Below are 20854 nucleotides of genomic sequence, written 5' to 3'. Positions count from 1 at the left end.
CAAAAAAAAGTACATCATCATAGATGATGATTTTTTTAATGTATTAAATTGCATTATATTGGTAGTAGTTTTAATTAATTCAATTATAAAGTTATAATATTTTTTAATTAAAATTACATTAGTTAAGGTAATTAGATAAATCACATAAAATTTTAGATATATTCACCTTCCTTTATTGTTATAAGATTTAAATTAGATTGTGCTTTATATTATAGCTTGTTTTGTTTTATATTATTAGGATACAGTCTCTGAAATGTATCATTTACTGTAGAGAGAATTATAAAATTGATATTAATAACTAAGTACAGATAATCACACAAATTATATGTAATAAACATATCACCTACAAAAATATATAATATTTTTACTTAATTTTATTAAACGTTATTTTAAGTTGTTTAAAGTAACATCATCCTACTAAAAAGACGATATTTTTCTATTGATTTGATAATTCTATAGCATCTTTTATGCTCAATCTAATGCGACCTTGACGATCAATTTCTATTACTTTAACTAATACTTCTTGTCCTATTTTTAAATAATCAGTTACTTTATCAATACGCTTATTGACTATTTGAGAGATATGAACTAAACCTTCTTTTGTACCATGAATATTAACAAAAGCACCAAAATCAGCAATACGAGTTACTTTACCATTATAAGTACGATTAATTTCTATTTCTGAAGTGATTTCTTTAATTCTTCTAATTGCTTCTTTAGCTTTCAAACTATCAGTAGCTGCAATTTTTATTGTGCCATTATCTTTCAGTTCAATATTAGTAGATGTCTCTTCTGTAAGAGTACGAATTACTGAACCTCCTTTACCAATTATATCTTTTATTTTACTTGGGCTTACATAAATAGTATAAATACGTGGGGCAAACTCAGAAATTTCATGTCTGGGAGCACTAATAGCTTGTTCCATAACATTTAAGATATGTAATCTAGCACCTTTTGCTTGATTTAAGGCAATTTTCATAATTTCACGAGTAATACCTTCTATTTTAATATCCATTTGTAGTGCGGTAATACCTTCTTTACTACCAGCTACTTTAAAATCCATGTCTCCAAGATGATCTTCATCACCTAAAATATCAGATAAAATAACAAAATTTTCATCTTCTTTTACTAAACCCATTGCAATACCTGCAACAGCAGATTTAATTGGAACACCAGCATCCATAAGAGCTAAAGAAGCTCCACATACAGAAGCCATAGAAGATGAACCATTAGATTCAGTAATTTCAGACACTACACGAATAGTATAAGGAAAATCTTCTTCGCTAGGCATTACAGCTAATATTCCACGTTTTGCTAATCTTCCATGGCCGATTTCACGACGTTTAGGCGACCCTATAGCCGCTATTTCGCCTACAGAGTATGGGGGAAAATTATAGTGAAATAAGAAATTATCTGTACGTTCTCCCATTAATTCATCTAAATTTTGAGCATCTCTAGTAGTTCCTAATGTTGTAGTAACTAACGCCTGAGTTTCTCCTCGAGTAAATAATGCTGAACCATGAGTACGAGGCAATACACCAGTTCTAATATCTAAACTACGAATCATGTCTTTTTCACGACCATCAATTCGTAAATTACCACTTATTATACTGTTTCTTACAATATTTTTTTCTATAGAATGTAATATTTTATTTATTTGAATATCTGATAAAACTTCATCTTCTTCAACTTCACCTTGTATAGTAGCAATAACATCATTCTTGATGAAATTAATTTCTTCATGGCGTTTTTGTTTTTCTATTATACGATAAGCATTACTCAATTTATCTTTAGATAATAGTTCAATACGTAATGTTAATTTTTCATTAATTATTTCTGGTTCCCAATCCCAATAGGATTTACCAGTTTCATTAACTAATGCATTTATATTGTCTATTACTATTTGTTGCTGATTGTGACCAAAAATTATAGCTTCTAACATTTGTTCTTCAGTTAAAATTTTAGCTTCTGATTCAACCATTAAAACAGCATTTTTACTACTAGCAACTATTAAATCTAAATGTGACTGTTTAAGTTCATTAACAGTTGGATTCAATATATATTGATTATTAATATAACCAACACGTGCAGCACCAATAGGACCATGAAACGGTAGACCTGATAAAGATAGTGCTGTTGAAGCTCCAATCATTGCTACTATATCTGGATGAATTTGAGGATTGACAGAAAGTACAGTTGCTATTACTTGAACTTCGTCATTAAAATTCTCTGGAAATAAAGGTCTAATAGGACGATCAATTAGGCGAGCAATTAAAATTTCGCTTTCACTGGGACGACCTTCACGACGAAAAAATCCTCCTGGAATACGACCAGCGGCATAACTACGTTCTTGATAATTTATATTAAGAGAAAAAAAATCTTTTTCACATTTAGTGTTTTTTTGACCTACAACAGTTACAAATACTGCAGTATCATCCATACTTACCATTACGGCTGAAGTAGCTTGTCTTGCTATCATACCAGTTTCTAAAGTAATAGTATGTTGACCGTATTGAAATTTTCGTAATATCGGGTTCAACAAAATCAAAGTCCTCAACTTTGAAGGCAACGCTATTTTAGCGTGCCATTGATTACTGATCTTTGTTATTAAAAAAATTAACATAAAATTTTAATTTTTGAAAATAAAGATCACAACAAACAACAATAAATATTGCATTTAAAATTGTTGCTAATTAATTTAGTAATATAAAATACTACTCCATTCCATAAGTATATAAAAATTATTTAACATTTACTCATATTATTTCCTTAAATATTAATTAAATTTAACGACGTATATTAAGATTTTCAATTAATTTTGTATATCTTATAAGGTTTTTGTTCTTTAAGTAGTCTAATAATTTGCGACGTTGAGAAACTATACGTAATAATCCCATACGACCATGGTAGTCTTTTTTATGTTTAGCAAAATGTTCTTGAAGATGATTAATACGAGTAGTTAATAAAGCAATTTGCACTTCAGGTGTACCATTATCATTAGAATTTTTTCCGTATTTAGAAATAATTTTTTCTTTAAATTTTATATCAAGGGACATGATATACTCCATATTAAGTGAATATAAACACATTGTATATTGATGTTGATTTATTTTAAAATATATTTTTATTTATTAAATTGCTAAAAATAATGTTTTAGTCATTATTTAACAGACATTGTGGAGCTATATAACCATTATGAGCAATTTTAGCGATACCAATAAATTTATGCAATGTTCCTTCTGTCACACGCACTAAACCATTTAATGTTAATTTATTGATGAATATTAATTGTCCCTGTTTGAATCTACGTGCTGACAAAGGTAATAAATTTACCACAGGCAAATGAGATAGTTGACTATCGATTGGCAATATTAACTGATCAATAAGTTCTTTTAAGGAAATACCTGTTTTAATAAAAATCGAAAACAATTTATTTAATTGATCTAATGTCAGCATCTTATATAAAGAACACTTTGCAACTTGTAATCTACGCAATGCAATAACATAAGCACTACAACCTAATTGCTCGCCTATATCCTCAATAAGTGTACGAATATATGTGCCTTTAGAGCAACTAATATCTAATTCTAGTTCATCATTATCCCATTTGATAACTTTTAATTTATATACATTAATTAAACGTTCTTTACGTTGAATTATTATACCTTTACGAGCGTATTTATATAACGGAATACCCTGATGTTTTAAGGCTGAAAACATAGATGGAACTTGTGAAATATTACCTCTAAAGTTTTTTAATACATTATTTAGCTGTTCTCTATTAAATAAAATGGGGCTTTCTTTTAATATTTTACCATAACAATCAGAAGTATCAGTACGTTTACCTAATTTAGCTGTAACTAGATAACGTTTATCTGAATCTAATAAATATCTTGAAAATTTAGTTGATGATCCGAAACAAATTGGCAACATACCAGTTGCTAATGGATCAAGAGTGCCAGTATATCCTGCTTTACTAAAATTAAATATACGTCTTACCTCTTGTAATGCATAATTAGAGGAAACACCTTTTGATTTATCCAATAATAAAACACCATTGACATTGGGACAACTAAAGTACATGAATATTCCTTATTGTTCCTTATTATTATAGTTATGTATAGTATATTAATTTATGTTAATTTTGTTTTGTCAATAAGATTGCAAATATATTCACCATTTTTAATAGAACTATCATAAAAAAAATTCAATAAAGGAATTATACGTAACTTCATGTTTTTACTTAATAAAGAACGAATATACCCACAAGATGATTTCAGTGCCTTTAAACCATTTTCTATAGTATGTAAATTTTGTTTTTCTTTAAAAAAAGTAACAAATACTTTTGCATAAGATAAATCACGAGAAACTTCAACGCTAGATACAGTAATCATCATATTTAAACGAGGATCATTTATTTTTCGTTGTAATATGATTGTTATCTCTTTTTGAATCTCTTGTGATATACGAAGTGAACGATTACATTCTCTTATCATAATTATCTTATCCTATCTATTCGATAGGTATATATAAAACCTATCGAATTTCATATTTTGTTGTTAATCAATTGTACGTTTTACTTCTATAGTTTCAAATACTTCAATTACATCATCAACATGTATATCATTATAATTTTTTACTCCTATACCACACTCCATACCACTACGTACTTCACCAACATCATCTTTGAAACGTCTTAAAGATTCAATTTCACCTTCATAAATTACTATATTATTTCTTAAAATTCTAATAGAATTATGGCGTTTTATATTACCTTCCGTTACCATGCAACCTGCAATAGCACCAAATTTTACTGATTTAAATATATTACGTACTTTAGCTAAAGCAATAATGTTTTGTTTATATTCTGGTGTTAACATACCAAGCATAGCTGCTTTTACTTCATCAATTAAATCATATATTACAGAATAATAATTTAAATTTAAACCTTCATTATCAATTACAGCACGAGCAGATGAATCAGCTCTTACATTAAATCCTATTATAATAGCGCTAGATGCTGATGCTAAAGTAGCATCGGTTTCAGTAATACCTCCTACACCACAATAAATAATATTGACTTTTATTGCATTAGTAGAAAGTTTTATTAATGCATCACAAATTGCTTCAACAGAACCTTGAACATCTGCTTTTAGTACAATATTTAATTCAGATATTGTATCTTTATCTAAGTTAGAAAATACATTTTCTAACTTAGATTTTTGTTGACGTGCTAATTTGATTTCTCGAAATTTGCCTTGACGATAAAGAGCAACTTCACGTGCTTTTTTTTCATTTCTAACAACTGTCATTTCATCACCTGCAGCTGGAACTCCAGATAAACCTAGAATTTCAACTGGAATTGAAGGATTTGCTTTTGTTACTTTATAACCCATCTCATCACGTATTGCACGAACACGACCGTATTCAAAACCACAAAGAACAATGTCGTGTTGATTAAGTTGTCCTTCTCTTATTAATACAGTAGCAACTGGACCTCTACCTTTATCTAAAAATGATTCTATTACTACTCCTGTTGCCATACCTGTATGTACAGCTTTTAGCTCTAATATTTCAGATTGCAATAAAATTGCATTTAGTAAATTATCTATACCAATTCCATTTTTAGCTGAAACATTAACAAATATATTTTCCCCACCCCATTCTTCTGGAACAATACCATGTTGAGTTAGTTCATTTTTAATTCGTTCTGGATCAGCTCCTTCTTTATCAATTTTATTAATAGCTACTATAACTGGTACTTTAGCTGCTTTTGCATGTTGTATGGCTTCAATAGTTTGTGGCATTACTCCATCATCTACAGCTACAACTAAAATCACTATATCAGTTATTTGCGCGCCACGTGCACGCATTGCAGTAAATGCTGCATGTCCTGGAGTATCAAGGAAAGTTATCATACCATTGTTTGTTTCTACATGATAAGCACCGATATGTTGAGTAATACCACCTGCTTCACCAGGTGCTATTTTCGTAGAACGAATATAGTCTAGTAAAGAAGTTTTTCCATGATCTACATGACCCATAATAGTAACAATTGGTGCACGATTTTCTTCAATAGCATTAATATCACGTTTTTTTATTAATGATTCCTCTATTTCATTTTCGCGACGTAAGATTACTTTATGTCCCATTTCCTCAACAACAAGTTGCGCAGTTTCTTGATCGAGCACTTGATTAATTGTCGCCATTGCTCCCATTTTTATCATTGTTTTTATTACTACAGAACCTTTCACAGCCATTTTGTTTGCTAATTCAGAAACGGTAATAGTTTCTCCAATTATTACGTTACGCATAACTGCTTGAATTGGCTTGTTAAAAATTTGTTGTATTGTGTTCTGTTTATTGCGATTTTTACTGCCTTTAATACGAACAACATTTCTTAGTTCTTCATTGTCGTTTTTTTGCTCTGTACGTTTATTACCTTTTTTTATAGAACGTAATATTTTATTATTACGCATATACTGATGCTCAGATTCAATTTGATGGTCATCTTCAGCTTGCATAGTATATTTATAATTATTTATTTTTTGGTCATTTTCTTCGTTTTTTTTCCACTCTTCTGCTTTGTCTTCAGCTAAAATGCGAGCATTTTCTACTGCAATACGTGCTTCTTTTTCAATTCTACGACGTGCTGTCTCCTCAGATTTACGTTTTAATTCAGTAGCATCAACTGCAAAACGCTCTTTTTTCTTTTGCAGATTTTTTATCATTTCTTCAGTAATTCGATTATTTTTTGTTTTATTATTTGTTTTGTTTTTATTTGTTGTATGTTTATTTTTATTTATTGGTAAATTATTAATTTTGTCTTTAATTGAAATTATCTTTTTTAATTTAATATCATTTTCTTCAGGAAATTTATTTTTTGTTTTATCAATTTTTTCAATATCTACACTATTTTTATTGTAAGTACGTTTTTTACGAATTTCTATTTTTACTGATTTGTGTTTTCCTCCAACACTTGGTATACTTAATGTACTGCGTATCTTACGTTGTAAAGTTAGTGTATCAGAATTATTTTGATTTCCATGTTTATAATTTAGATAAGATAATAAAATTTCTTTCTCATGCTGAGTTACTACATCATTTTCAGATTTAGAGATTCCTGCATTAGCGAATTGTTTAATTAACCGATCTACTGAAATCTGAATTTCTGAAGCCAGCGATTGTACGGTTACATCTGTCATTATATTCCTTCCCGTTATTACGCTTTATTACTAAACCAACATATATCACGTGCAGCCATAATTAATGCACCAGCTTGTGTTTTACTGAGTTCTTCAATATCAATTAAATCATCAATACTTTGCTCAGCTAAAGCTTCTAATGTTGAAATACCTTTTAATGCTAAACGAAATGCTATAGTACGATTTAGGCCCTGTAAATTTAAAAGATCTTGGTTTGGCGTATGAATACCAATGCTTTCTTGTTTAGCTAGTGCCAAGGTAATTAATGCATTTTTAGCTTGTTTACGTAAATTTTTGATAATTTCTTCAGTTAATCCCCCAATTTCTAATATTTCATTAACAGGTACATATGCTAATTCTTCTAAAGAAGAAAAACCTTTTTCGACTAAAGTGATTGCAAAATCCCTATTGATATCAAGATGTTTAGTAAATATATCAATTGCTTCATGTGTTTCAGCTTGATGTTTTGCCTGTAAATCTTCAATAGTCATTACATTTAATTCCCAACCACTCAATTGAGAAGCTAACCTAACATTTTGACCATTACGGCCAATTGCTTGTGCAAGATGATTTGTTTCAACAGCAATATCCATAGTGTGTTTATCTTCATCAACTATAATTGATGTTACATCTGCTGGTGCCATGGCATTAATAACAAACTGTGCTGGATTATCATCCCATAATACGATATCAATTCTCTCTCCACCTAGTTCATTAGAAACTGCTTGAACACGTGCACCACGCATACCAACACAAGCACCTATAGGATCAATGCGTTTATCATTTGTTTTAACTGCAATTTTGGCTCTAGAACCTGGATCACGAGTAGCAGCTTTAATTTCAATAATTTCTTCATTAATTTCAGGTACTTCAATACGAAAAAGTTCAATTAACATTTCTGGTTTAGAACGAGTAATAAAAAGTTGAGCACCTCTTGCTTCAGGACGGATAGAATATAATACTCCACGAATACGATCTCCCGGCCTAAAATTTTCACGTGGTAAAATATCTTCACGTAAAATTATAGCTTCAGCATTATTTCCCAAATCCAGAGAAATACTATCACGATTAATTTTCTTTACTGTACATGTAATCATTTCACCTTTTTGTGCACGAAACTTATCAATTACCATAGCACGTTCTGCTTCTCGTACTTTTTGTACAATAACTTGTTTAGCAGTTTGAGTAGTAATACGGTCAAAAGTGACAGATTCTATTTGATCTTCGATATATTCACCTAAATTAAATTTTTTATTTTCAAATTGAGCTGCTTCAAGTGTTATTTCACGCGTTGGTTGTAATACTTCTTGTACTATTTCCCATCTACGGAAAGTATCAAAATCACCACTTTTACGATCAATACTAACTCGTACATCTATTTCTTGTTCATATTTTTTTTTAGTTGCAGTAGCTAATGCACGCTCGAGTGCTTCAAAGATTTTTTCACGCGGTAAAGCTTTTTCGTTAGAAACGGCTTCTACAACAGCTAATATCTCTTTGTTCATTTTGGTTTTCTCAATCCGGATTTTGGAAGCAGGGAACTAAGTTTGCTTTTTGGATATTATTAAAAGCAAATACTTTATCATGCCCCTTAACATTTACCGTAATAATATCTCCTTTAACAGATTTGATAATTCCCTTCCATTTGCGACGGTTTTGAATAGCTACATATAATAATAAACTTACTTTTTTACCTAAAAATTTTAAATACTGTTCTACAGTAAATAAAGGACGATTTAGTCCAGGTGATGATATTTCGAGATTATAAGGTGTACTAATTAGATTCTTTGTGTCTATTATTTTACTTATTTGGTAGCTAGTATTTGCACAATCGTTTATATTAACACCATTTTCTTTATCAATATAAATACGGAAAATTGATACATGATTTTTGATAAATTGAATACCAATGAATTGATATCCAAGATTTTCTATTATTTCTGATACCAACTTTATTAAGTTATTTCTTAATTTGGACAAAATTATCCCCCAAGACATAAATAAAAGGGTTATTTTCGATATCATTTAGTGAACTAATAACAAAAAACCCCATCAGCAGGGGTTTTTTGTTATTAGTTCACTAAATGATAAATGCTCCAAAATAACAAATAACCTCCTTTACTAAAATTAAATACATTATATAAAAATAAAGACCTAATATTTACAAAATATATTTTATAAATTAAAAATTATAACATAATATTAAATATATATTGGTACCGAGGACGGGATTTGAACCCGCAAACCAAAACAGGCACTACCACCTCAAAGTAGCGTGTCTACCAATTCCACCACCTCGGTATTGCTTTTTACGTAAAATTAACATATTTTTTCAAGTAAGATAAACAATTATAGTATAATACTAAGTCAATTATTTTTTAATAGAAGAATGATGTATTTTTATATTCTGTGATTTTACAGGTGCGGATAAGTTCTCCCATTCATTTTTACTTAAAATATTATTACTATTCCAATTGCTTAAGATTAAACTGATTAAAAAAAATAAAGCAGCTAAAATAGAGATAACTTTATTCAATGAACTATTAGAAGTAATCGAATTAAAAATTATATCTGATGTACTTGAGTTAAAAGAAGTTTCTATCCCAGCACCTTTACTTTGCTGAAACATCACTAAAGATATAAAAGTAATAGATATAGTGAAGAAAAATATTAAAAGAGATAAGTACATAACTAAATAATATCCAGAAATAATTATACAGTCTTCATAAATTTATGAAAATAATTCTAACAAACATACTATTTTTCTGCAATATTTATTTAGAAAAGATGATATATAATAAAGTAATTTTAATTGTATCAAATTAAATATTTAATTTGATTTGATCTACAAGACGATTAGCTAATTCAGTGATCTGTTTTTTATCTCTACCTTCTACCATAACGCGAATAAGCGGTTCAGTGCCTGATTTTCTTAATAATACGCGACCACATCCAGATAACTCTTTTTCTGTATCCCTAGTTAAATTTTTTATATCATTTTTTTCTAGAACATCATTATTACTAGGTATATGAACGTTTATTAAAACCTGAGGAAACATGTCTATTCCACTACATAAATCGTGTAAGCTCATTTGATTACGAATCATGGCAGTAAGTACCTGCAAACTAGCAACAATTCCATCACAAGTAGTTGTTTTATCTAGTAAAATTACATGACCAGAATTTTCAGCACCTAGCCTCCATCCTTTTGTATTCATTTTTTCAATAACATAGCGATCACCTACTTTTGCACGTTCAAATGAAATTCCTAATTGCTTCAGTGCAATTTCTAATCCCATATTACTCATTAAAGTACCTACTACTCCACCACGTAGATTACCTTGTCTTAAACCCTCACGTGCGATTATATAAAGAATTTGATCACCATCTACTTTACATCCTAAGTGATCAATCATTGTAATACGATCACCATCACCATCATAAGATAAACCTATATCAGCTTTTTCTGAAAGAACGCGTTGCAACATATAAACATTAGATGTACCACAATCTTGATTTATATTTACACCATTTGGTTTTACAGCGATAGGAATAATCTCAGCGCCTAATTCACTTAACACATTAGGTGCAATATGATAAGTAGACCCATTTGCACAATCAACAACAATTTTTAATCCATTAAGATTTAAATTGCTTGGGAATGTTCCCTTACAAAATTCAATATAGCGACCAGCTGCATCAACAATACGACTTGCTTTACCTAACTGTGATGATTCAACACATGTTATTGGTTTTTCCATCTCTAATTCAATAGATTCTTCTACATAATCAGGTAATTTAGTACCTTTTGAAGAAAAAAACTTAATACCATTATCATTATAAGGATTATGTGATGCAGAAATAACAATACCGGCTTCTGCTCTAAATGTACGAGTTAAATAAGCAATGGCTGGTGTTGGCATTGGACCAGTAAAAGCTGCGGATAAACCGGCAGCAGATAAACCAGATTCTAGTGCTGATTCCAACATATAACCGGAAATACGTGTATCTTTACCTATAATTATTTTTTTTGATCCATGTCTTGTAAGTACTTTTCCTGCTGCCCAACCTAACTTTAAAACAAAATCAGGGGTAATTGGCAATTCTCCCACTTTACCGCGTATCCCATCGGTACCGAAATATTTGAGATTACCCATAATTACATTCCTTTATAGTTTTGTACAATCTTTACTATAGTCATTGCTTCTGCAGTTTCTTTAACATCATGTACTCGAATAATTTGAATACCTTGTAGTGCAGAAACAACTGCACAAGATATACTTCCTATTAAGCAATCTGATGGATTGATTTTCAATAAATTACCAATCATTGATTTGCGTGATATTCCTACTAATAATGGTAAATCAAAATGACGAAATTTGTTTATATTAGCTAATAATTGATAATTTTGATTAATATTTTTCCCGAAACCAAATCCAGGATCAAGAATTATATTATTTTTTTTGATTCCTGCTTGTTCATAACGACTAATTTGATTAGAAAAATAAACATCCACTTCATCAATAATATCTCCAAAATTATATTGATTATAACATAATAACGCAATTGGCTGATGTACGAGACAAACTGGAATATTGGCTAAAGCAGCTACCTTAAGTGCTCTATCTGTATGTAATGAACGAATATCATTAATTATATGAATACCTATTTTTAAAGATTCATACATTACTTCAGGTTTAGATGTATCTACTGAAATCCATACATCAAAATTTTTTTTGATAGCTTCAATTACAGGAATTACACGATCTAGTTCTTCTCCGACATCAACATTATTAGCACCAGGTCTAGTTGATTCTCCACCTACATCAATAATATTAGCTCCAGCATTAATCATATTTTCAACATGAACCAAAGCATTACATAATAAATTATACTTACCTCCATCTGAAAAAGAATCAGGTGTAATATTTAAAATACCCATAATATTAGTATAAGATAAATCTAGACAACAATCTTTAGAAAACAATTGCACAATAATAAAACCTTAGTATAAATAAATTTTCAATAGCTAATTAACTCTTAAAATATATTAATTTATTTCAAACAAAAAATATTATTTATCATTCTTTAATCATTTATCCTATTTTCTATATTCCTTGTATTTTGGAATTTTATATCATTTGATTTTTTCCAACTAGCTGGTGGACGTACTTCACGTCTTGCCATTAAGTCATCTATCTGCAATGCATCAATAGTTTCATATTTCATTAGAGCATCTTTCATTGCATGTAATATGTCTATATTTTCACGTAGGATATATCTAGCACGTTTATAATTGCTATCTATTAAATATTTAATTTCCTGGTCTATAATACGAGCGGTTTCATCAGACATTTGTTTAGCCTTAGCTACTGAACGCCCTAAAAATATTTCACCTTCTTCGTCTGCATATAATAAAGGACCTAATTTTTCAGAAAATCCCCATTGAGTTACCATATTTCTAGCTAAATTAGTAGCTATTTTAATATCATTTGATGCACCTGTAGAAACATATTCCATACCATATATTACTTCTTCAGCTAACCTACCACCATAAAGTGTAGATATTTGACTTTCTAATTTTTTTCTACTTATACTAATTTCATCTCCTTTTGGAAGGAAAAAAGTTACACCAAGAGCACGACCACGAGGAATTATAGTGACTTTATGTACTGGATCATGATCTGGTACTAAACGACCAATAATAGCATGTCCTGCTTCATGATATGCAGTTGATTCTTTTTGAGATTCAGTCATGACTAATGATCTACGTTCTGCACCCATCATGATTTTATCTTTAGCTTTTTCAAATTCAGACATAGATACAACTCTCTGATTTAATCTTGCAGCAAAAAGAGCTGATTCATTAACAAGATTAGCTAAATCTGCACCAGAAAATCCTGGAGTACCACGTGCTATTATAGTAGGATCTACATCAGATGAAAGTGGTATACGACGCATATGAACTTTTAAAATTTGTTCTCTACCGCGTACATCAGGTAATCCTACTACAACTTGCCGATCAAATCTACCAGGACGAAGTAATGCGGGATCAAGAACATCAGGACGATTTGTTGCTGCAATAACTATAATACCTTCATTTCCTTCAAAACCATCCATCTCAACTAACATTTGATTTAATGTTTGTTCACGTTCATCGTGACCTCCACCTAAACCTGCACCTCTTTGACGACCTACTGCATCAATTTCGTCAATAAAAATGATGCAAGGCGCTGTTTTTTTTGCTTGTTCAAACATATCTCGAACACGAGAAGCCCCTACTCCTACAAACATTTCTACAAAATCAGAACCTGAAATCGCAAAAAAAGGTACTTTTGCTTCACCAGCAATTGCTTTGGCTAATAAGGTTTTACCAGTACCAGGAGGACCAACCATAAGTATACCTTTTGGAATTTTACCACCTAATTTCTGAAAACGTCCTGGTTCACGTAAATAGTCAACTAATTCACTAACTTCTTCTTTTGCTTCATCACAACCGGCAACATCATCAAAAGTAGTTTTTACCTGATCTTCGGTTAACATACGTGCTTTACTTTTACCAAATGACATTGCACCTCTACCACCACCTTGTATTTGGCGCATGAAAAAAACCCAAACTCCTATTAGTAGTATCATTGGAAACCAAGATATAAATATCGAAGCTAATAAGCTTGGTTCTTCTGGAGGAGAACCTGAAACTTTAATATTCTTGGTAAGTAAATTATCAAGTAATCTAGAATCATTAACAGGGATATATGTTACATATTTCTTATGATTTTTTTTAACAATATTAATTTCACGCCCATTGATGTGAACTTCACGGACTTGGTTTTGATTAACTTCCGATAAGAAAGTTGAATAATCGATTTTATGACCCGTTAAATCATTTGGCCCATAACTTTGAAATACAGACATCAACACGATCGCGATGACTAACCAAAGAACTAGGTTTTTCACCATATCACTCAAAGGATTAACCTCATATTACAACAATGTTAACAGATATAGTAGGTTATCATATCCTTTTATACCTATAGAATCGCAGTTGATATTACCTACTTATGCATAAATTTATATTTTTGCTTAACTAATTAAAATGTAATTGATATACATCTTAATATGTTTTGATTCTTTATATTAACTTTTTTCAAATTAAGCAAATGAGCTATATTTATAGTTTTCAGTTAGCATAATATTTTTAAATAATTTTTCTTATTATTAAACTGTTTTTACTTAAATAATCCTAAAATTAAATATTAATAAAATAATCTTCAATAAAAAAATATACTTGTTTTATTAGTAGTAATCATAATAAAAATTTATTATATAAATTATCAAATTTTTTTTAAATAGTGCTGTTTATCACAGTTACTACCATGATAGATAAAAAATTAAGTTTTATGTACAGTTTTTACATTTAATTTTTATAAAAATTTAGTTTTATTAAACTATTTAAATACTGAACTATTTAATATAGTATAAAAATTTTAAGATTATTAATTTATTTCAACTACCAATTTTTTATTAAGATCATAAAATCGAAATGGCGATAGAACCATACATTTTCAATCCCTTATGTAGAAAAAATTAAAACTAATTTAAATTTTTAAGTACATTTATAATAAATTTTATTAAATAATTGTAAATTAAAATAAATAAAATACATTTTATAATCTATTAATATTAAAAAAATCACATAATTTTACTTATTTAAAGTATCTTACTTAGAAAAACAAAAGAATAAATTAATTATTCAAAAAGGCTGCATTATTGCAGCCTTTTTGTAATGTCTTACATTAATTTTCATTTTTTTTAAAAAATTAATGTTTAAAGATATTCAACATCTAAAATTTTATATTTTACATCACCACCTGGAGTTTTAATCATTGTAGTTTCATTAGATTTTTTGCTAATTAAACCACGTGCCATAGGTGAATTTATAGATATTAAGTTTTTTTTGAAATCAGCTTCATCATCACCTACAATCTTATATGTAAATTTTTCATCTGTACTAAGATTCAGTACACTTACTGTTGCACCGAAAATAACACGTCCAGTTTTTGGTAATTGTGTTATATCAATTACCTGAGCATTAGATAATTTTATTTGAATTTCTTTAATACGACTTTCACAAAATTCTTGCTCCTCACGAGCAGCATGATATTCCGCATTTTCTTTTAAATCTCCGTACTCACGTGCTTCAGCGATAGAAGCGATTATTCGTGGACGTTTTATTGTTTTAAGTTTATTCAATTCTTCTCTTAATTTTTCAACACCGTTTAAAGTCATTGGAATTTGATTCATTTAATAATTTCCCCATCTTTTCATCTATATCAATTATTTCTCCTGATCAGTAGTTATTGAAGTAATTTTTAAGAGCATATTACGTCTCCTTTAAATTGAGCGTTATAAATAACAAAAAATCATTTTCTAGAACAATTATAAATCATGTTAATTAAAAAATGATTTCTTTAAAATAAATTGAAAAAATATTTTAAAAAAAGTAATATAATTTTTAGAATTTATGATATTTAAAATTACATTGATATTTTGTAAAAGTTGAATATTATAAGTATAAGTATTGTTTTTTAATTAATCTTTAATTTAGCATTATACACTAAAATTATTCTTATTATTATATATCGTATAGTCAAAGATCGCACTACCAAAAAAGAACTATTAATCAGAAGATGATATTGTTAAATTATTTTGAAATCATTAAATAAATTCAGAACATATTGATTTATTAAGTTAAAATGTTTTCAAATTTATTTTTAATATGATATGATCGTAAGCTATTTACCACTAAATAGATACTAGTGGTGTAGAGATAAAGTTAATATATTTTAATTTTATATTAATTAAAGTAATATAAAATGCACAAATAAAAATATTGTTCAATATTCAAATAATATAAGTTATAATTTATTTAGTTTTTTAGATCCTTTTAATAATTTAGGTTAATAAATTTCATTAAATCTTGACACATTTCGTTAATTCCTGTTTTATTAAAATTAGAAATTAAATAATATCTATCTTGCCATTTTAAAGATTGAATAATAGTCTTAATATTTAGATTCATTTTTGTTGTTTCTATTAAATCAATTTTATTGAATACTAGCCAACGTGGTTTTTGAAATAAGTTTTCATTGTATTTTTTCAGTTCATTTATTACAATATTTATATCCTTAATTAAATTACTTGGATTGTTAATATTTGTAATATCTACTAAATGTACTAACAATCTACAACGCTGTATATGTTTTAAAAAATTTATTCCTAAACCAATTCCCTGCGCAGCGCCTTCTACTAATCCTGGAATATCAGCGACAACAAAACGTTTATTATCTACGTTAACTACTCCTAAAGTAGGTATCAAAGTAGTAAATGGATAGCTTGCTACTTTTGGTTTTGCGGCAGAAATATTACGAATCAATGTTGATTTACCAGCATTTGGTAAGCCAATTATTCCAACATCAGCTAATAACATTAATTTAAGATACAAATTATGTCTTTCTCCTTTAGAACCAATAGTCCTTTGGTAAGGAGAGCGATTAACAGAAGATTTAAAACGGGCATTACCTAAACCATGCCAACCGCCTTTACTAATCTTTGATATTTGATCGTGATATATCATATCTTCTAAAATTTCTTTGGTATCATAATCAATAACACTAGTACCTATCGGTACTTTGATTATTAAATCTCTTCCTTTTCTTCCACGACAATTACTACTACTACCATTTTTTCCATTTTCAGCATAAAAAGTTTTTTTAAAACAAAAATCACTTAATGTATTTAGGTTTGCATCGGCTATAAGATAAACATTACCTCCATCGCCTCCATCACCTCCATCAGGTCCTCCTTTTGGTATATATTTTTCACGTCGAAAGCTAACGCAACCATCACCTCCATTACCTGCAATGACTAAAATGATTGCTTCATCAATAAACTTCATAATATATTTCTACCATGTAACTATTTTCTATTTTTAGATAGCGTATAACTAAAACCAATAAAAAAGTAAATTTAATTAATTGAATATAAATATTTTATTGATTAATAACGCTAACGTATTTGCGATTTTTTGCGCCTTTATCTTCAAATTTAATAACTCCATTTACCAAAGCAAATAAGGTATGATCTCGACCACACCCTACGTTGTTACCAGCATGAAATTTAGTTCCTCGTTGTCTGATAATTATATTACCTGCTAAAACAAATTCTCCACCAAAACGTTTAATCCCTAATCTTTTTGAATGCGAATCCCGTCCATTTCTGGATGATCCGCCAGCTTTTTTATGTGCCAATTTTTATATCCTTTAAATATTAATATTTATAATTTTCACATCGGTAAACCACTGACGATGTCCTTGTTTTCTTCTATAATGTTTACGACGATGAAATTTAATTATTTTAATTTTTTTATCCCGTCCATGAGCAATAATTTCTCCTTTAATATTGCTGTTTAAGATAAATGGTGTACCAATTTTTAAGTATTCACCTTTTGAAATCATTAAAATATCATTAAATTGAATAAAATTTCCAGTTTCAAGATCTAACTTTTCCAATCGAATGATTTTACCTTCAATTGCTTTGTATTGTTTACCACCACTTTGAAAAACAGCATACATATAAATTTCACCTTTAATTATTTAATCAGATAACTTAGAATATTGATGTTCGATAAAAAATTAAATTTTACACAAACAATCAGATTAAAACAATATTATAATTAAACAATCTTTAAAAAATAAATTAAACATAATATTAACAATAATTTTGGTATACCATATTATTTGCATAACATTTAATTGATGAGAAAAATGAATTTAAAACAAATTAACAAACTTATTGAAAAAGATATGATTGATGTTAATAAAATTATTACTAATCAATTAACATCAAATATTTCGCTTATAAATCAATTGGGATCTTATATAATTAATAGTGGAGGTAAACGTATACGTCCTATGATAGCAGTACTATCAGCACGTTCTATTGGATATAAAGGTAAATTACATATAACTAATGCATCATTGATAGAATTTATTCATACAGCTACGTTACTTCATGATGATGTAGTTGATGAATCGTATATGCGTCGTGGAAAAGTTACAGCTAATATAGAATTTGGTAATTCATTTAGCGTATTAGTGGGAGATTTTATTTATACTAAAGCTTTTCAAATGATGGCTAGTATAGGTTCAATAGAGATCATATCTTTAATATCTAAAGCAATAAATCTAATAATTGAAGGAGAAGTTCTACAATTAATTAATTGTAGAAATATAGACATTTCTGAAGAAGACTATATAAACATCATTTATAAAAAAACAGGTTGTTTATTTGAAGTTACAGCACAAACTTCTGCTATTATTGCAAATGCTAATCCAGTACAAGAAAAAGCCCTAAAAAATTATGGGCTTCATTTGGGCATTGCCTTTCAGTTAATTGATGATATTTTAGATTATAACTCAAACGATCAAGAACTAGGAAAAAACACAGGTAATGATTTAAAGGAAGGTAAAATTACATTACCTCTGTTGCATGCAATTACGTATAGTTCTTTAGAACAAAAAAAAATCATATACGATGCAATTAAACATGGTAATAATCTTCATCTAATGAAACCAATTTTAGAAATAATGAAACAACATGGTTCACTAGAGTGGACTCTCAAAAGAGCAGAAAAAGAAATAAAAAAAGCAATTAATGCAATAAAAATACTACCTAATAATCCATGGAATGTCGCTTTGCAGTCAATTGCAAATCTTTCATTAAAAAGATATCAATAAAATTTAATTGTATTTAATCAAGATGATAAATGTAAACAATTACTGTATACGTTCTATCATAGCTCCTATAGAAACTAATTTTGTTTCTATTTGATCATAACCACGATCTACGTGATGAATTTGGTTTATTATTGTAGTGCCCTCTGCAATACAACCTGCCAGAACTAAACTTGCTGAAGATCTTAAATCAGTTGCTGTTACTGAAGTTCCTGATAATTTTTTAACTCCTTTACAAATAACAATATTATTTTTTATTTTAGCGTTTGCACCCATACGTATTAGTTCTGGAATATGCATAAATCTGTTTTCAAATATTGTCTCTTTGATGATACTTTCACCTTCTGCTAAAATATTTAACAAACTAAACTGTGATTGCATATCAGTAGGAAATCCAGGATAAGGTGCAGTACAAATATCAACTGATTTAGGACGTTTACCATGCATATCAAGACTAATCCAATCTTCACCGATTTTAATATCTGCTCCTGTAGCATAAAGTTTTAATAATACGCTATCTAGTAATTTGGGGGATGTATTAAAACAAATTACACTGCCACCTGAAATTGCAGCTGCCACAAGAAATGTACCAGTTTCTATGCGATCAGGTAGAATACGATAAACACCACCTGATAAATTATTTACACCTTCAATTGTAATTTCGTCACTGCCTGCACCATTTATTTTTGCACCAAGAATATTAAGGAAATTAGCTGTATCAATAATTTCTGGTTCTTTTGCTGCATTTTTTATAGTAGTTATACCATTTGCTAATGTGGCTGTAATCATTATGGTAATAGTAGCACCTACGCTTACTGTATCCATAACGATATGTGCACCCTTTAATTCATTATTAACTTTTGCTTCAATATAACCTTTTTCTAAATTTATATTAACACCTAATTTAATCAGTCCATCAATATGTAGATTAATAGGACGCGTACCAATAGCACAACCTCCAGGTAATAAAATATGACCACAACCAAACCGTGCTAATAACGGACCTAAGGCCCAAATTGAAGCACGCATAGTTTTAACTAATTGGCAAAGAGCTTTATAAGTATTAACTGTGCTATTATCAATATAAAGCGAATTATTACGCGTAATTTTTGAACCTAGTTGAATTAGAATTTTTATAGCACTATTAATATCAATTAAATTTGGTATATTCTGAATTTCAACAGGTTCTTTGGTAAGTAAACTAGCAAATAAAATAGGCAATGCTGAATTTTTTGCGCCAGAAATAGATATTTTGCCATTTAAGTGCATTGGTCCTTGTATGCGAAATTTTTCCATTGATAATATACCTGATGTTAGTATCATATATTATAATAGTACTTGCTAGTATAAATTAAAAATTATTTAGTTCTTTATTATGTCGCCATTCTTCTGGAGTATAAGTTTTTATAGAAACGGCATGGATCGTATTATCTAAAATATATTTAGCTAATGGTTTATAAATTAATTGTTGCTTTTGAATATAATTAAGTTTATTAAAAATTTTGCCAACAGCTATTATTTTAAAGTATTTGCTATTATCGATTTCTACACGCACCTTTTCCAAAGGTACAGATTTTATTAGTAATGTCTCAATATCACTGGCTTTCATTGTTTTAATTTCACTTGGTTTTTTCAAATAAAAATGAATTTTTAATGATTTATAATTAATAAAATACTAATTATATCTAAACAATATTGTATATTTTTGTCAATATGCAATATTTATTAATCTCTCATAAATTTAGTTAGTATTTGATTATTTATTAATATCATTAATAAATAATATAGTATATTTTATACATGAATTTACTTTTACAAATTCATGTAAAAAATTTCAAGAAATATTAATATAAT

General features: G+C 28.7%; 17 protein-coding genes, 1 tRNA gene and 1 pseudogene. 1 reads left to right on the top strand and 18 read right to left on the bottom strand.

The window, feature by feature from the left end:
* Window positions 1-436 precede the first annotated feature (436 nt).
* From pnp to rplU, 16 genes and pseudogenes are all read right to left on the bottom strand, one after another.
* On the bottom strand, window positions 437-2542 hold the full coding sequence (pnp, locus tag CRV12_RS01950; RefSeq protein WP_136130965.1) for a polyribonucleotide nucleotidyltransferase: 2106 nt from the start codon (window positions 2540-2542) through the stop codon (window positions 437-439).
* A 244-nt stretch (window positions 2543-2786) separates the two neighbouring features.
* Window positions 2787-3056 carry a 30S ribosomal protein S15 gene (gene rpsO / locus CRV12_RS01945; RefSeq protein ID WP_136130964.1) on the bottom strand — a complete coding sequence of 90 codons (270 nt, stop codon included), beginning with the start codon at window positions 3054-3056 and terminating at the stop codon, window positions 2787-2789.
* A gap of 97 nt (window positions 3057-3153) precedes the next feature.
* Complete coding sequence (gene truB / locus CRV12_RS01940) at window positions 3154-4083, bottom strand: tRNA pseudouridine(55) synthase TruB (RefSeq protein ID WP_136130963.1); 930 nt, start codon at window positions 4081-4083, stop codon at window positions 3154-3156.
* Between the two features lie 50 nt (window positions 4084-4133).
* On the bottom strand, window positions 4134-4496 hold the full coding sequence (gene rbfA / locus CRV12_RS01935; protein WP_136130962.1) for a 30S ribosome-binding factor RbfA: 363 nt from the start codon (window positions 4494-4496) through the stop codon (window positions 4134-4136).
* Window positions 4497-4559: 63 nt separating this feature from the next.
* Entirely contained in the window at window positions 4560-7205 is a 2646-nt protein-coding gene (infB, locus tag CRV12_RS01930) for a translation initiation factor IF-2 (protein ID WP_136130961.1), read from the bottom strand.
* Between the two features lie 17 nt (window positions 7206-7222).
* The gene (nusA, locus tag CRV12_RS01925; protein ID WP_136130960.1) at window positions 7223-8710 is read right to left on the bottom strand and encodes a transcription termination factor NusA; all 1488 of its coding nucleotides are present in this window, start codon (window positions 8708-8710) and stop codon (window positions 7223-7225) included.
* Window positions 8711-8720: 10 nt separating this feature from the next.
* On the bottom strand, window positions 8721-9185 hold the full coding sequence (gene rimP / locus CRV12_RS01920; RefSeq protein WP_241973764.1) for a ribosome maturation factor RimP: 465 nt from the start codon (window positions 9183-9185) through the stop codon (window positions 8721-8723).
* 234 nt (window positions 9186-9419) lie between these two features.
* Window positions 9420-9506 (bottom strand) — tRNA-Leu (locus CRV12_RS01915).
* Window positions 9507-9576: 70 nt separating this feature from the next.
* Window positions 9577-9894, bottom strand: a complete 318-nt coding sequence (gene secG / locus CRV12_RS01910) for a preprotein translocase subunit SecG (protein WP_136130958.1) — start codon at window positions 9892-9894, stop codon at window positions 9577-9579.
* Window positions 9895-10027: 133 nt separating this feature from the next.
* A complete protein-coding gene (glmM, locus tag CRV12_RS01905) occupies window positions 10028-11362 on the bottom strand; it encodes a phosphoglucosamine mutase (protein ID WP_136130957.1) in 1335 nt (444 codons plus the stop codon).
* 2 nt (window positions 11363-11364) lie between these two features.
* Window positions 11365-12198: a dihydropteroate synthase gene (gene folP / locus CRV12_RS01900; protein ID WP_136130956.1), complete on the bottom strand. Its 834-nt coding sequence runs from the start codon at window positions 12196-12198 to the stop codon at window positions 11365-11367.
* A 95-nt stretch (window positions 12199-12293) separates the two neighbouring features.
* Window positions 12294-14165 carry an ATP-dependent zinc metalloprotease FtsH gene (gene ftsH / locus CRV12_RS01895; RefSeq protein ID WP_136131040.1) on the bottom strand — a complete coding sequence of 624 codons (1872 nt, stop codon included), beginning with the start codon at window positions 14163-14165 and terminating at the stop codon, window positions 12294-12296.
* An 867-nt stretch (window positions 14166-15032) separates the two neighbouring features.
* Window positions 15033-15509, bottom strand: coding sequence for a transcription elongation factor GreA (gene greA, locus CRV12_RS01890; protein ID WP_136130955.1), 477 nt, complete (start codon window positions 15507-15509; stop codon window positions 15033-15035).
* Window positions 15510-16158: 649 nt separating this feature from the next.
* Window positions 16159-17163, bottom strand: a pseudogene (cgtA, locus tag CRV12_RS01885) (Obg family GTPase CgtA); the annotation flags it as partial.
* 94 nt (window positions 17164-17257) lie between these two features.
* The gene (gene rpmA / locus CRV12_RS01880) at window positions 17258-17515 is read right to left on the bottom strand and encodes a 50S ribosomal protein L27 (RefSeq protein WP_136130953.1); all 258 of its coding nucleotides are present in this window, start codon (window positions 17513-17515) and stop codon (window positions 17258-17260) included.
* A gap of 12 nt (window positions 17516-17527) precedes the next feature.
* On the bottom strand, window positions 17528-17839 hold the full coding sequence (rplU, locus tag CRV12_RS01875) for a 50S ribosomal protein L21 (protein ID WP_136130952.1): 312 nt from the start codon (window positions 17837-17839) through the stop codon (window positions 17528-17530).
* A 192-nt stretch (window positions 17840-18031) separates the two neighbouring features.
* On the opposite strand from rplU, the gene ispB reads away from it, so the two are divergent.
* Entirely contained in the window at window positions 18032-19003 is a 972-nt protein-coding gene (ispB, locus tag CRV12_RS01870; RefSeq protein WP_136130951.1) for an octaprenyl diphosphate synthase, read from the top strand.
* 39 nt (window positions 19004-19042) lie between these two features.
* Here ispB and murA read toward each other — a convergent pair whose 3' ends face one another.
* A complete protein-coding gene (gene murA / locus CRV12_RS01865) occupies window positions 19043-20296 on the bottom strand; it encodes a UDP-N-acetylglucosamine 1-carboxyvinyltransferase (RefSeq protein WP_136130950.1) in 1254 nt (417 codons plus the stop codon).
* A gap of 55 nt (window positions 20297-20351) precedes the next feature.
* Window positions 20352-20609, bottom strand: a complete 258-nt coding sequence (locus tag CRV12_RS01860) for a BolA family protein (RefSeq protein WP_136130949.1) — start codon at window positions 20607-20609, stop codon at window positions 20352-20354.
* Window positions 20610-20854: the final 245 nt, after the last annotated feature.

The sequence above is a fragment of the Candidatus Pantoea edessiphila genome, from assembly GCF_002933315.1.
GTDB lineage: Bacteria > Pseudomonadota > Gammaproteobacteria > Enterobacterales > Enterobacteriaceae > Pantoea_C.
This window is presented reverse-complemented; position numbering and strand designations above follow the sequence as displayed.

What these genes read in the sequence shown, in the direction of transcription:
- rpsO (WP_136130964.1), bottom strand. Translation starts at nt 3,056, where the DNA reads ATGTCCCTTGATATAAAATTTAAAGAAAAAATTATTTCTAAATACGGA.
- truB (WP_136130963.1), bottom strand. Translation starts at nt 4,083, where the DNA reads ATGTACTTTAGTTGTCCCAATGTCAATGGTGTTTTATTATTGGATAAA.
- rbfA (WP_136130962.1), bottom strand. Translation starts at nt 4,496, where the DNA reads ATGATAAGAGAATGTAATCGTTCACTTCGTATATCACAAGAGATTCAA.
- infB (WP_136130961.1), bottom strand. Translation starts at nt 7,205, where the DNA reads ATGACAGATGTAACCGTACAATCGCTGGCTTCAGAAATTCAGATTTCA.
- nusA (WP_136130960.1), bottom strand. Translation starts at nt 8,710, where the DNA reads ATGAACAAAGAGATATTAGCTGTTGTAGAAGCCGTTTCTAACGAAAAA.
- secG (WP_136130958.1), bottom strand. Translation starts at nt 9,894, where the DNA reads ATGTACTTATCTCTTTTAATATTTTTCTTCACTATATCTATTACTTTT.
- glmM (WP_136130957.1), bottom strand. Translation starts at nt 11,362, where the DNA reads ATGGGTAATCTCAAATATTTCGGTACCGATGGGATACGCGGTAAAGTG.
- ftsH (WP_136131040.1), bottom strand. Translation starts at nt 14,165, where the DNA reads ATGGTGAAAAACCTAGTTCTTTGGTTAGTCATCGCGATCGTGTTGATG.
- greA (WP_136130955.1), bottom strand. Translation starts at nt 15,509, where the DNA reads ATGAATCAAATTCCAATGACTTTAAACGGTGTTGAAAAATTAAGAGAA.
- rplU (WP_136130952.1), bottom strand. Translation starts at nt 17,839, where the DNA reads ATGTATGCTGTTTTTCAAAGTGGTGGTAAACAATACAAAGCAATTGAA.
- ispB (WP_136130951.1), top strand. Translation starts at nt 18,032, where the DNA reads ATGAATTTAAAACAAATTAACAAACTTATTGAAAAAGATATGATTGAT.
- murA (WP_136130950.1), bottom strand. Translation starts at nt 20,296, where the DNA reads ATGGAAAAATTTCGCATACAAGGACCAATGCACTTAAATGGCAAAATA.
- CRV12_RS01860 (WP_136130949.1), bottom strand. Translation starts at nt 20,609, where the DNA reads ATGAAAGCCAGTGATATTGAGACATTACTAATAAAATCTGTACCTTTG.